8 protein-coding genes and 2 pseudogenes are annotated in these 13,053 nt (G+C 69.0%); 5 read left to right on the top strand and 5 right to left on the bottom strand.

Going from position 1 to position 13,053, the window contains the following annotated elements:
- The coding region (locus Aph01nite_RS22950; protein WP_204043017.1) for a hypothetical protein at positions 1 to 2,232 on the bottom strand (2,232 nt) is incomplete at its 3' end.
- Positions 2,229 to 3,632 (bottom strand): hypothetical protein, encoded by a 1,404-nt coding sequence (locus Aph01nite_RS22945; protein WP_204043016.1) that lies wholly within the window; start codon positions 3,630 to 3,632, stop codon positions 2,229 to 2,231. The genes Aph01nite_RS22950 and Aph01nite_RS22945, both read right to left, overlap by 4 nt.
- A gap of 654 nt (positions 3,633 to 4,286) precedes the next feature.
- On the opposite strand from Aph01nite_RS22945, the gene Aph01nite_RS22940 reads away from it, so the two are divergent.
- The 3 genes from Aph01nite_RS22940 to Aph01nite_RS22930 all read left to right on the top strand — a co-directional run bounded on the left by Aph01nite_RS22940 (position 4,287) and on the right by Aph01nite_RS22930 (position 8,387).
- Positions 4,287 to 6,908, top strand: a complete 2,622-nt coding sequence (locus tag Aph01nite_RS22940; protein ID WP_204043015.1) for a DUF6493 family protein — start codon at positions 4,287 to 4,289, stop codon at positions 6,906 to 6,908.
- Between the two features lie 440 nt (positions 6,909 to 7,348).
- Entirely contained in the window at positions 7,349 to 7,987 is a 639-nt protein-coding gene (locus Aph01nite_RS22935) for a DUF6461 domain-containing protein (protein ID WP_204043014.1), read from the top strand.
- A 109-nt stretch (positions 7,988 to 8,096) separates the two neighbouring features.
- A complete protein-coding gene (locus Aph01nite_RS22930; protein ID WP_204043013.1) occupies positions 8,097 to 8,387 on the top strand; it encodes a hypothetical protein in 291 nt (96 codons plus the stop codon).
- Positions 8,388 to 8,579: 192 nt separating this feature from the next.
- On the opposite strand, the gene Aph01nite_RS22925 is transcribed toward Aph01nite_RS22930, so the two are convergent.
- Positions 8,580 to 9,353: an SDR family oxidoreductase gene (locus tag Aph01nite_RS22925; RefSeq protein WP_239161890.1), complete on the bottom strand. Its 774-nt coding sequence runs from the start codon at positions 9,351 to 9,353 to the stop codon at positions 8,580 to 8,582.
- A 552-nt stretch (positions 9,354 to 9,905) separates the two neighbouring features.
- Here Aph01nite_RS22925 and Aph01nite_RS22920 point away from each other — a divergent pair.
- Both Aph01nite_RS22920 and Aph01nite_RS42680 read left to right on the top strand, forming a co-directional pair.
- The gene (locus Aph01nite_RS22920; protein WP_204043012.1) at positions 9,906 to 10,949 is read left to right on the top strand and encodes a hypothetical protein; all 1,044 of its coding nucleotides are present in this window, start codon (positions 9,906 to 9,908) and stop codon (positions 10,947 to 10,949) included.
- A 113-nt stretch (positions 10,950 to 11,062) separates the two neighbouring features.
- A pseudogene (locus Aph01nite_RS42680) lies at positions 11,063 to 11,209 on the top strand (Tn3 family transposase); the annotation flags it as partial.
- A gap of 446 nt (positions 11,210 to 11,655) precedes the next feature.
- Here the strand turns inward: Aph01nite_RS42680 and Aph01nite_RS41625 are convergent.
- Positions 11,656 to 12,216, bottom strand: a pseudogene (locus tag Aph01nite_RS41625) (aldehyde dehydrogenase family protein); the annotation flags it as partial.
- Positions 12,174 to 13,013 (bottom strand): oxidoreductase, encoded by an 840-nt coding sequence (locus Aph01nite_RS22905; RefSeq protein WP_061298065.1) that lies wholly within the window; start codon positions 13,011 to 13,013, stop codon positions 12,174 to 12,176. The gene Aph01nite_RS22905 and the pseudogene Aph01nite_RS41625, both read right to left, overlap by 43 nt.
- Between the last annotated feature and the right edge of the window lie 40 nt (positions 13,014 to 13,053).

Raw genomic sequence — 13,053 nt, 5'->3', positions numbered from 1 at the left:
GGCCTGCAGGCCGGTCAGCCCGATGGTCAGCCCGCCCAGCGACACCGAGGCGTCGAACAGGATCGCCAGCTCGGTTTCCGGGGTGATGGTGAAGCCGATCCGCTCGAACTGAACCGGCCCGAACGCGCGCTGCACGTTGATCCAGGTCGCCTGCGGCGCGGGGGCGACGCCGGCCTGGGGGGCCGCCGCGGGGGTGGTATCCGCGGTGTCGTGGGTGAACTGGACGGTCACCGTGTCGCTCGCGGAGCCCGCCCTCAGTTCGGCGGACATCATCAGGCCGCTGGTGGCCACCGGCCCGATGACCTGCTGCGCGTCCGGCGGCAGCGGGTTCGCGGGCAGGGTGGGGCTGGTGGCGACGATGCGCAGGCCGGAGAGCGAGATGATGTCGTCCCCCGAGGGGACCAGCTTGCCGATCACGTCGATGGTGGACAGGTCGAGCGTCACGGCGACGCTGGGCAGCAGCCCGAAGACGAAGCTCGCGCCGCCCGCCGCGTCGTGCCCGGCGACGAAGGCGGCCTTGCCGTAGGTGACCGACTCGGCTTCCAGGGCGAGCATCTTGTCCGTGAAGTCGTAGCTGAGCTCGGCCGATTTCAAGCCGAGGTCCAGTGCGGGCGGGACGGGCGGCGCCGTGACGCCGAAGGCCTTGGCCAGCAGGTCGATCCCGAAGTACTCGGCCGGGCCGCTTGCCTGCCAGCTCCCGGTGACGGCCGTCTCCTGGCCGGCGATGGTCACCGTGACGCCGAACGCGTTGCCGGCCAGCAGCAGGCTGCCGACAAGCTGGTAGCTGTCCGTCGCGGAATCCACCGTTACCTGGACATCTGAGTCGAGCTGCGCGCCCACGACGGGGATGGCCAGCGACGCCGAGGCCATGCCGTACAGGAAGTAGGTGGAGGCTCCGCTCTCCGGCTTGTTCAGCTGGATGCCGAATTCCTCGAACCGCAGGTCGAAGCCGCTGGGTAGGGAGAGCCGCCCCTGGGACAGGCCGCTGACGAGGGCGGACAACGCGATGTCGCCGGCGAAGCCGGCGCTGACGACCAGGTCGCCGGAGGTGACGTCCTTGACCGCCTCGACCGTGAACGTGTTGCCGGCGCCGAAGACCTCGGGGAACAGGGAAACCGTGGCCGTGAACAGGATGCGCACCGGTCCGCCGGGGATCGGGGCCATGGCGGACAGTTCGAGGCTGACGTCGTCCAGGGTGAACTGGCCCCACTGCCACGGCCCCGACGAGCCGATGCTCGCCGACACGCCGACCAGATCGGGCGAGGCGCCGGTGGAGATCGTGGCGGACAGTCCCCGGAGCGTGACCTCATGGAAGAGAGCCTGCAGCTCGGGCGGCACCTGGTAGTCGGTGTGCACGAGGGCCGCCACCGTCGCCGGGTCGAGCGTGCGGCCCGGCGTGCCCCCCGTCGCCTCCATGGCGAACGTCAGGAAGCCGCCGCCACTGCTGATGATCGCCTTGAAGTCGCACAGCGGCGCGTTGTCGACGTCCAGGGTGGTCACGAACGCGAGCCACGTCCCCAGACCGGCTCGCGGGTCGGACACCGGGGCGGTGGCCAGCTCGATCCGCGGGGCGCTGAGCGCGAAACCCGGAACCGTGACAGCGCCGGCGAGCGGAGCGGTCAGGTTCAGCGCGGGGGTTCCGCCGGTCTGCGACGGTTCCACCGCGCCGGTCAGCGGCGCCGGGCCGGGCGGGGTGCCGAGCAGGGCGGCGACCACCGCGAGCGGCCCGCCGAGCGTCACCAGGCTCAGCAGTTGCGCGCCCTGGATGAGCTGGTGGACGCCGCCGTTCCAGGTGAAGCCGTCCTGCGGCGCCGTGGTCAGCACGTACCAGATGTCGGCCAGCGCGAGGCCGTCGAACGGCGCCCTGCCCAGCGTGGGGAACGCCGTGCCGAGCGTCCAGGTCGTGGGGAGCGCGATGGCGACGCGTACGTCGGCCGGCCCGTTCTCGGCGGCGAGGAACGTGACGGTGACCGCGGCGTCGGTGGCGCCGAGCAGCGTCGCCGAGCCGGTCACGGTCAGCGAGTCGGCCGCCGGGGCGGGGATCTGGCCGGTGAAGGCGACCGTCAGATCCGTGGTGCCGAGGACCAGGCGGGAGCGGATGAGCAAATCGAGGCCGTCGCGCGGGGTCAGGCCCGCCCGCGTGAGGGTGGCCGCGGTCACGGTGATCGCGTGCGCGGCGTCCGCCTGGGCCTGCAGCACGGCGCGAAGATCGTCGAGGCTCATGGCGGTCACACGTCGAAGGCGAGCGCGAGATGGTCGCTGACGCTGCGGATCAACCAGTAGTTGCCGTAGGCGTCGAACGCGTTCATCAGCGGGCCCGGGTTGATACCACCAGGTTGCGGGATGGGCGGGGCGATCCAGGAAGGCTGCGGGTAGCCGCCCGTCAGGTCGGCGGTGACTCCAGCCGGCAATGGTGCCTTGTCGTAGGGTTTGCCCACCACCGGGTTGACGATCGTGGCCATGTGCGACGCGATGGGATTCAGATTGGGCCCGTACTTGACGAATGCATTGTCGTAGCAGCCCTGGTCGGTGACGGTCTGCGTGGACGCGTAGTAAGAGCCGAGGTATCCGAACCGCGGATACACGTTCTGCTGAGGGGTCGGCGCCACGCCGTTCGCGTTGAAAGGCCTGGCCACGTTGGTGGGAAGCAGGAACGTCAGGCAGTACGGCATGCGGTTCGGGTGGGGCACGAACGAGCCGGGCGGGCAGGGGTTGATCACCATCCGGTAGCCGAGTCCACCCATGCCGGGGGTGTTCACCAGTCCCTCGTAGGGGTTGTCCAAATGGTTGAGCGGGAGGTTCGGTATGAGCGAATTGCTGAAGAAGGGGTCCACGTTGAAATCCCCGACCACGACCGCGACCTCGTCGTTGGCGACCGTGGCGACGTCAGGGATATATTCCAGCTGCCTGGTGGCGCCGGCCGCCACGGTCGGTGAGGTGTGCACCCCGAACACCTTGATCACACGAGGGCCGTGCACCTCCCTGAACCGCACGAAGAACGGTTTCCGATCGTTGGCATTAGGAAAGTTCATTGGCTGGTTATTGCGCAGATGCTGCCAGTCGCCGGCCCACTGACTCTCATAAACAAGCGTCCCGTCCGGCGCCGGCGATCTACGGTTGTCATCGTCCGGATGAAGGAATTGGGTCCAGACGTAGTCGTACTTCACCATGTTGCCGAGGTTGACCGGAGTGGGCGGTAGCGCCTTATTGAGGGGATTCCATGGGACCGGCTCCTTCGCGTAGACGTACGGGCCAGCGAAGATCAGGTTGTCCGAGTTGTAGAACACCGCCACGGCCTCGCGTTTGCCGTACGAGCCCGTCGGTATCGGGGGGACGACCCACCAGTTCGGGCCCAGGCGCAGCCGAATCGCCTCGAGCAGGGTGAGCACGCCGCCCGCGGCATTGGAGTCCGAGGGAAGGACGACGCCCCCGTCCAGCACTTCCGCGGTGCCCGCGAACACCTCGACGATGACGATGATGTCGGGCGCCCGCGTGGCCTTCGGCCATCCGGGGGTGATCACCTCGAGTATGTGATTCAGGCGATCCTGGGCCATCAACGCCGGGCCCCCGGCCATGCCTTTGATTTTGGGCCCCGAGAATTTCTGGAGATTCCAGTAAAGAATCCGCACCAAAGCCGGCTCCCGTTGCGAAAGGGGCGCACCAAGACGTCCGATAAATTACGGGCGGACGTTTGTAAGCTAACACCCCGGGGCAGGTGGAGCAAGAGTTGCTTTCAGTGCCAATCCCGCACGTTTCGGCACTTACGTTGAGTACATTTACGGACGCCTCAACCCGCACATCCGGGGCCACCGCGTGCGTGATCGGGCTCGCCGGGAACTCGCCCGATAAGAGGTCCCAACAGAAAGATCAGCGGACGAGGCAGCGTGGGTGGTCGAAGCCCCACTCCGGTACGTGAGTGGGAGCGGCGCGGCGGATCCCTCGCTGATCGACGAGATCGTGCGCGAGGGCGCCTGATCGCAACAGCCCATCGCCGATCGATCGCCTCTCCACACGCTCGAATGCCTTCGCGCCAGCCCACCACACTCTGGGTCTACTTGCCTGACGTGCCTGGCAGGCTCTCAAGCGTTTGACCACCCGGTCAGCCGTCAGGAAGCCATGACCTGCCGGTTCCGCCGAATAGGCCCCCACTCGGGTCGGCGGCAGCGGTGACGGTGTGCGATTGGCAGAAACGAATGCGATCCGCCACTCTGCGGCAATGCCTGATTGTCGGTGCGAGTCAATAGGCTGCGGCCCATGATCGACACCATGTCATGTGAGGCACCCGCATGAACGTCGTCCAGGAGCTGCTCGACCGTATCGAGGCAGGCTCGGTCGTGAACCTCGTCGCATACCTGAACGGTCTCGGTGACGACGACAAGCGGGAGGTTGCCCGATATCTGCCCGTCCACCTGGGGGAACGTCGGCGTTCCGGGTTCGAGGCCGAGTGGAGGGTGCACGAGCTGGCACCCCTGTACCGGCTGGCCGGAGCGGTCTGCCTGGGCGGGGCCGGGCAGGTGGCGAGCTGGCTCAACCGGCGTGAGCTGCGACCGGTGGAGCCGGAGGCCGACGCCGCGCGCGTCATGGCCGTGCTGGGCGAGCGGCCGGAGGCGTGGCGGCGTGACCTGGCCCAACGCCTGGTGCGGCGGCTGCGGCCGACCACGGGTTCGGCGTGGCGACGCGTACAGGCGCTGGAGAACTGGGATCTGGCGGCGGCGCTGGTGATCGAGACGGGCGCGGAGCCGCCGGAGAACGACGCGTTCGTGTCCGGGTGGGTGTTGCGTCAGGCCGAGCGGCTGAGGATGTACCTGAACCCGGTGCTCGCCGACGATCGGCTGCTCGATCACATGCTGCCACGCCTGTTCCAGGCTCAGGGCGTGGCGGACGGGCTGACCTGGAACCAGCAGTGGCGACAGGACGACACCATCATCGGGCAGCTGGTCGAGATGGCCGGGACGGGCCGCGTGCCGCGTCAGGCGCTGCTCGACGGATGCGTGAGCCGGTTCCTGGCCGGGGTCGACGCGGCCGAGGCGGCTCCGTTCGTCGCGCTGTGGCGGCGGCTGGAGCCGGAGGTGACCGAGATCCCGGTGGCCGACTTCGTACGGATGCTGCCGTCGGGGTCCTCGCCGGTCGTGCAGCTCGCGGTGGAGGAGCTGGGAAGGGCGGAGTCGGCGCTGACTGGGGAGCTCTTCGCGGAGGCGGTGCAGGCGCTGGCGTACCGGCCGGAGAAGAAGTACGTGGCGGTCGCGGTGAAGTGGATCGCCGCCGCGTCACCGTCAAGGGGCGCTCCCGCGGTGGCCGCGCTCGCGCCCGTCTTCGGCGTGGACACGCCTGGCCTGCGCGAACGTGCGGTGCGTGTCGCGATCAAGCTCGCCCCGCACACCGCTGAGCCCGACCGGGAGACGATCCGGGAGGCGGCCGCCGGACTGCCCGGCGACCTGCGTGAACGGGTCGCCAGCGCCTTCGGCGCGGTGCAGGAGATCCAGCCGGAGGCCGCCGCCACGCTGACTGTCACGCCGCTGCCCGCCATGGCCCCGCCCTTGGCCTCGGTCGAGGAACTGGCCGCCGAGCTGGCCCGACCGCGCTGGCCGGAGGTGCCAGCGCAGTGTGAACGTATCCTCGCCGCTCTGGTCAGGCTGACCCACCAGGACCGCGACGCCGTCGTGGCGGGGCTGCAATCGTGGTGGCAGACGAACTGGCGGCATCCGTTCGACGCGCGCACCTACGCGTATGGCATTTCCGGCTTCGACGAGGAAATCCGGTTCCTGCTGGCGCGTTGCGTGCTGGCCGTCGTCTCGCCCGCCGACAGTCGCGTTCTGACCACGACGCTGCACGGGAGCAGCCACTGGCCCAGCTCCGAACCCACCCTGCAGCGATTCGTCCAGCGGCGCTTCCGCGAGGTCATGTCCCTGTTCGAACGGGGCGAGTCGATCCCCGTGCTGCTGGCCACGCCGACCTCGCCCACCGGGCACGTCGACACCGACACCCTGGTCGCGCGCATGGAGGACCTGGGCGACACCGAGCCCCTGGAGGCCGACTTCCTGCAGGCGCTGCTGCGGTTGCCGCGCCACTTCGATCCGGGGCTGGTGGTGCGGGCGGAGAAACTGCCATCGCGGGCGGGGCGGCGGCTGGCCGCCTGCCTGCGCGACGGCGGGCTGCCCGAACCTGTCGTGACGTGGGAACTTCTGACGTTCGACCGCCCGGAGCCCTACCGGGAGTCGCGGCAGGAGGCCCATGCCAGCCTCACGCCGCCCGAGGGGGTCTCCGGACAGCTCGCCGAACTCTGGACCTTGAACCCCAAGCCCGACTATCCCCTCTTCTCCCGGCACATGGTGTGGTGGCCGCCCGCCATGCCGTCCCACCGTGAGGCCGTCGCCGCCCACGTCCTCGCGTGCCTGCCGTGGGCCATGGACAGCACCGACGGCCAGGTTGAGGTCGTGGCCGCCCTGGCGCACGCCGGCGGCCCCGCGGGCCTCGCGACCGCGAGCACGATCGTCATCGGCATGGGACATCCGCGCCCCGCCCAGCGGGCGTTCGCCGCCGACGCGATCATCACCTTGGCCGCGTACGCCGACCTGCCGGCGGCCGACCTCGGGCGGGCCGTCGGCCATCTGGTCCGAGGCGATCAGGTCAAGCTCAACCGCGTCACCGGCGTACTCGACGAGGTCACCTCGGCCGGGGCGCACGCCGAGGTGTGGTCAGCTCTGGCGGAGGCGATCCCGCTGCTGCTGCCCGGGCCCGGTGAGAAGGCGAGAGCCGGGCTTGGCGAGCTGCTCAAGGTCGCCGTGCGGGCGGCGGAACTGGCCGGGGCGAGCGGCGAGATACCGGGACTGGGGGAGTTGGCCGCGCACAAGGGCTCAAGCCAGCTACTCCACCAGGCACGACGCCTGCACGAGGTGATCCTGAGGTGAGCATCTGCTCACAAGCCGACACTGACCGCCCGGTACGACCAGATGGTCAAGTACGCCACCGCGATGCGGCTCGGTACAGCATCTGCTCCTGCCAGCGGTGCGTCCAGGAGAGGCCGGCGCGTAACGAGTCCTGCCCAGCCGCGACGTTGGCCATCCTCGCCCGCCCTCGTGGCCAGCTTGACCGCCGAGATCAGCAGGACGGCGGCCAGGACAGGGATAGCGCACACCGACCGGACGATTTCGAATACTGTTCGACGCATGCCAGATCCCGATGCGTGAGCACTGATCGAGGGCCTTTGCGGCCATTCCGCCTCACCGGGCGCCGCCTTCGAGGCCGCGCGGCCGCTCACCGAACCGGATGTATTTGGGCAACTCGCCGACGAGGAGAAAGATCTCGGAGATCTGCCCGCCGCCGACCGGCTGACCGAAAGGACTCGCCCGTGACCACCGGACAGCTGTCCAGTGCCGACCTGCACGACTACTACCGGCAACTCCGCCGCAGCCAGCGCTGGCTGGGCGTGGCCGTGTGCTGGACCGTGGTCGTCCCCGACAACGGGCGAACACTCACCCTGGAGGAGGTCGCCGCCCGCCTCAGCGGAGACGCCCCACACCAACTCCACGAGCCGGCCCCGGTCAGCGCCATTGGGCCTTTCGCCAGCGACGAATCTCCCGTGATCATCGACTGGTCCGGATCGGCCACCACCCTGTTCGAGCTCGACTTCCTCGGGTCCGTCCCCGCCGTGCTCCGGCGGCTCAGCCAGGACGCCCGGGTCTACAGCGCCTGGTGGAACGTCAACGCCCACAACCGGCTGAGCTTCGCGGCCGGAGGCAAGGTCATCCTGGCCGTCGACGGGCTCTTCCCCGGGCATCCGGACGACCATCCGGGAATCAGCCGATGGCCTGAACTGGCAGCGATGACCGACTTCTTCATGGAAGATGATGATCGCGGCGACGACTACGACTGGAAGGCGGCCTGGCTCGCGGTCATCGATCAGACCACAGGAGCCAGGCTGACCAGCGGATGGTTCGACGAACCCCACCCCTACGCCACGGTGCGCATGCCCGACGCCACGCGCTGAACCCACACTTGGGCGGTCGCTCCGCCTGGGAAACGATCACCGATGATCCAGGAAGCAATCTTCCTGTCAGTGTCATCGCCCGGGTGATCGGGCCAAGGCGATCGAGATCGTGGTGCTTGGCCATCAGGTCGCCGTGCTGCGTCGTCAGGTGAGCCGGCCCGAGCTTCAGCCTGGAGATCGGGTCGTGCTCGCGGCCCCGTCGCGGCTGCTTCCCCGCTCATCGTCGGAGGTCTTCTTCGTCACCCCCGCGACGTTGCTGCGCTGGCACCGTGCCCTGGTGACGCGCTGGGGGACCTACCCGTCCAAACGCCCGGGTCGTCCCTCTACCCGCGCGGAGGTCCGGGAGGCGGTGTTGCGCCTGGAGGCCGCCTGGTCGGTTCGGCTAGGAGCTGTTTCTTAGATCTCCTGACAGATTGCGCCCGATCGATGACGATCCGTCTATGGGTCGTGGTGATCTGACGAATTCAGTGGCAGAGTCTGCTGTCTGACTTCTGCCACTCAAGTTGAGGCAAGTCGCGATTTCCTCAGTGATCGAGCGTGGTGGTGAGGAACTCGCGTGCGCCTCGGAGTCGGGTGTTCAGCCGCGACTGGGTCATGGTGCAGTCCAGGCGTACTTGGAGGGGCCTGGTGTGCCGGTCCGGGCTCGGAGGCCGGTGGGGAGGTCGGCTGCGTCGAGGCCGTCGCGGCGGGCGATGAGTACTCCAAGTTCGTGACGGGTGAGAGCGTCGGTGCCGGCGATGTGGTGGATTCCGGAATGCGGGGAACAGGCGAGTTCCAGCAGCGCCGATGCGAGGTCGGTGACGTGTATCGGGCATCGCACGTCGTCGGTGAACAGGACACCGGCCGTGGTGCCGGACGCGAGCGAGTGCACGAATGCCTCGTGCTGAGAGTTCCCGTTTCCAATGATGAGTGAGGTCCTGGCGATGATGGCACCAGGATCGAGTCCCTTGATCGCGGTCTCGGCTGCGGCCTTGGCGGCGCCATAGGGCGTTGTGGGATCAGGCGGGCACGTCTCGTCGTAGCGGTCCGCCAGGCCGGAGAACACCGCGTCGCTGGACACGTGCACCAGACGTGCTCCGACCGCCGCTGCCGCCGCGGCGACGTGCGTCGCGCCGTCTGCGGTGGTCGCCCAGTCGGCTTGTTGATACGCGGCGTTGATGATCACGGCGGGTTGGGACTGCTGGACCAGCGCCGTGACGTTGTCGCGGTGCCTGATGTCGAGTGGCCGCCAGTCAATCGCGGGGAGAGCCGATTCGTTGCGGTGAAACGTTGCCAAGACTCGGGCGCCCGCGCGCCGTGCTTGCTGCGTGACTTCCCGGCCGAGAAGGCCGCTGCCACCGATCACGAGAAGATCCAATGCCGTCATGTCAGCGTCCAGGAGTTGTGCAGACTGTCTCGTCGGCCCAGCTTGTTGATCCTCGACGCATCGTCGCGGGTGCTTCGGCGCCCTCCCCTCGGATGCGGAATTCCCGTGACGTATTCATAGTGTTCGGGTGGTTGGTGCCGCACCTCGAACCCGTCGTCGGGTCTCGCCGAGGACGCCGCCCTCGCAGCGTGCACCGCCACCTGCTCTCGCCGAAGCACCAACCATAAAGGTGCCTCAACTTATATGGCAGAAACCGCGAGATGCCTCAGAAACGCTGGCAGTGCCTCACATCAACTGGCAGATGGCACCTGGTCGGCGACCGCCCGCAGGGCTGGCAGGACCGCATCTCAGAGATCCCTCATAACGAGGATTATGTGGGATCTCCCAAGTAGGTCTGTACGCAACGGATCGCTTTTTTTGATTTTCTGTTTCTGGAAAATCGGATAGGGTGATCTTGTGGTGACGACGTGTAAGCACTGTGGGACGGCGATCGAGCAGCGGAACGGGCGGGGGAGGCCGAAGGAGTACTGTCCGGAGGGGGATTGTCAGGCGGTGGCCAAGCGGGAGCGGGAGATGCGGCGGGCCACGCCGGGGCTGGACGGGACGCTGGCCAGGGCCGAAGAGCTGTATGAGCGCATGGAGAAGGGGCTGGCGGCGGCGATCGCGCCATTGGCTCAGGTGCTGGCCGATGAGCTGAGCCCGGCGGGGGTCGAGGCGAAGCTGAGCGCGATCCAGGCTGAGGCGCACACCCGGGTCGCGGTCGCGCGCAGTGAGCGGGAACAGGCCTTCGAGCAGGTACGGCTCTCGCGTGAAGCAACCGAATCAGCCCGCGAGGAAGCCGCCGAGGCGCAACGGCTGGTCGCGGAGGCGAACGCGGAGCGCGACAGCGCGTTCGTGGACGCGGAGAACGCGCGGGAGCAGGCGCTGGCGGCGTTGCGGGAGGCGGCGGCCACCGAGCGGGTGTCGCGGCAGGCGGCCGAGGAGGCGGCGCGCCGGGCGGACAGGGCCGAGGCCGGCCGGGATCGGGCGGTCGCGGAGCTTGCCGAAGGGGTGGAGCGGGCCGCGGGTGAGGTGCGGGAGGCGCAGGCTCTGGCCGTACAGGAGGGGGAGCGGGCCGAGCGGGCGATGGCGGAGGCGGCGCGGGCGGCGGAGGAGATGGAGCGGGCGCGGGTGGAACTGGTCGCCGCTGAGCAGGGGATGGTGCGGGCGGTGGCGCGGGCGGAGGCGGCTGAGGGGGAGCGGGATCGGGCGGTGAGCCGGGCGGAGGCGGCCGAGGCCGGACGGGCGCGGGCGGTCGCGGAGGTGGCGGAGGCCGTACTGGGGAGGAAGCAGGCGGAGCGGGAAGGGCAGGAGCGGGCGCGTACGGCGGAGGCGGCGGCTACTGAGCGGGTGGCGAGCGCGCTGGCCGAGCGGGACACAGCCCAGGCCAGGGAACGGGAGCGGGCGGCCGAGTGGGATGCCGTGGGGGCGGAACTGGCGGTCGAGCGGGCTCGGACGGCCGATCTTCGGATCGCCTTGGAAGAGGCCAGGGCGGAGGCGGCGTCGCTGCGTGAACGCGCGGTGGCCGCCGAGCTTCGGCTGAATGCCTCTGATTGACACTGCGGATCACGGCCTCGGGGAACATCGATACAGCGGTTAACGCTAAGCCGGTGATCATGGCCGGCGGCGAGGGCTCGACGGAAGATCCCTGAGCGACTCCGGGCGCCGATAGCTGGCTCAACGCCGTCAATGACCAGGTCGCGGGCATCGGTCAGATGGTCGTCCCTGGCACCCCGCGCGACTCCCTGCACATCCTGGACGCGCTGCTGAACCTGGACGGCGGGGTCAAGCCGATGGTGGCGACCGACAGCGCTTCTCGGGGTGTCGGTAAGACTCGTGCAACCAGATACACGCGATTGAGTCCGCCCAGCTCAGTGCCGATGCTCAGATGGCGGTGAGGGATCTTTCCCGATCGTCGGGCATCGGTAATCGTACGCGGCCAGTATTGGACCGGATTCGTGGGGTTTGCGGCGGCTTGGCTGCCCGCTTTGTGAGAGAGCCGGATGCCGCGTGGTGCGTGTGCTGGACGAGGACGAGCTCGTGGGGAACTGGACGCTGGTCGGGGAGGAGTTGGATCAGCTGTCAGGTCGGCGGGGTGCGACGAAGCTGGGGTTCGCGCTGCTGCTGCGCTTCTATGCGGTGCATGGCCGGTTCCCGGCGGGCCGTGCGGAGATCCCCGAGCAGGCGGTCGCCTACGTGGCGCGGTCTCGCGGTCGGCGGGAAGGATGCTGAGCACGCCCGCGGGAAGCCCGGCCTCGTGCCACAGGTCCGCCAGCAGCATCATGCTGAGGGAGTTCTCCGGGGAGACCTTCAAAACAACCGTGTTGCCGGCCAGCAGGGCCGGGATCAGCTTGGCGGTGGCGGCGGAGAACGGCGAGTTCCACGGGATGACCGCGGCGACCACGCTGATCGCCTCACGCCGCACGATGGTGTCGAAGGCCACCGACGGGTCGGAGGGTTCGATGACCTCCTCCCAGCCGAACTCCTCGGCCGCCTTGAGGTAAGCGTTGACCTGGCGGGTCAGGAAGAGCTGGCCGACCTTGGTGAACCAGCCGGCCGAGCCGTTCTCGACGGAGATTGCCGCGGCGACCTCGTCGGCGCGGGCGGTGCGCAGGGCGTCGTAGCGCCGGATGATCTCCTGCCGCTCCTCGGGCGTGGTGCGCGGCCAGAGGCCGTGGTCGAAGGCCTCGCGGGCCGCGGCAACGGCCGCGTCCACGTCGGCGGGCCCGTGGCCGCGTGCCGTCGGGCAGGCGACCGACGGCACGCGAAGCTGCAGGGTCGTTACGCGGTCTGGTGGTCGGTGGAGCGGCTCGCTTCGGCCCATGTGTCGGCCTCGGCCAGGCGAGCCTTTTCCGCGCTGACAGCGATTTCCAGGGCGTCGCTGCCGAGCAGGAGCCGGCGCGGGGGCTCGGGCGCGTCCACGGCGGCGATGACGGCCCGGGCCATTCGGGCGGGGTCGCCGGGCTCGTTGCCGCTGTAGGCCGCAAACTGCTCCAGCCATGCGCCGACCGTCTGCTGATAGTCAGGAGCGATGGGTCCGGACGGCTTCGCGGCGCCGGCGGCCCAGCCGGTGCGGATACCGCCCGGCTCCACGATGATCACCTTGATGCCGAACGGGGCCACCTCGTTCGCCAGCACCTCGGAGAAGCCTTCGACTCCGAACTTTGCTGTCTGGTAGGCGCTGAGCCCGGGCGTGCCGCCGACCCGGCCGCCGATGGACGAGATTTGCACGATGTGCCCGGACCGCTGGCCACGCAGTACGGGCAGGGCAGCCCGGGTCACGTTGATCACGCCGAACAGGTTCGCCTCGACCTGCGCCCGGAACTCGTCCTCCGGGAAGTCCTCGATCGAACCGCTGGTGGCGTAACCCGCGTTGTTCACAACGACGTCGACGGTGCCGAATCGCTCCACTGCGGCCGCCACCACGCCCCGAGCCTCGGACGGCGACGTGACATCCAGCGCCACGGTCTCCAGCCGCTCCGGATACTTCGCCTTCAGATCAGCCAGAGCCTCCGGCCTGCGGGACGTCACGACGACTCGATCACCGTCCTCAAGAGCCTGAAGAACCAGGGCCCTGCCCAGCCCCTGGGAACCACCAGTGATCAGCCAAGTCCGTGACATGGCGTGCTCCTCTCATCTCGCTTCTTGCCGCCCTCCAGGA

The organism is Acrocarpospora phusangensis, assembly GCF_016862995.1.
Classification (GTDB): domain Bacteria; phylum Actinomycetota; class Actinomycetes; order Streptosporangiales; family Streptosporangiaceae; genus Acrocarpospora; species Acrocarpospora phusangensis.
This window is presented reverse-complemented; position numbering and strand designations above follow the sequence as displayed.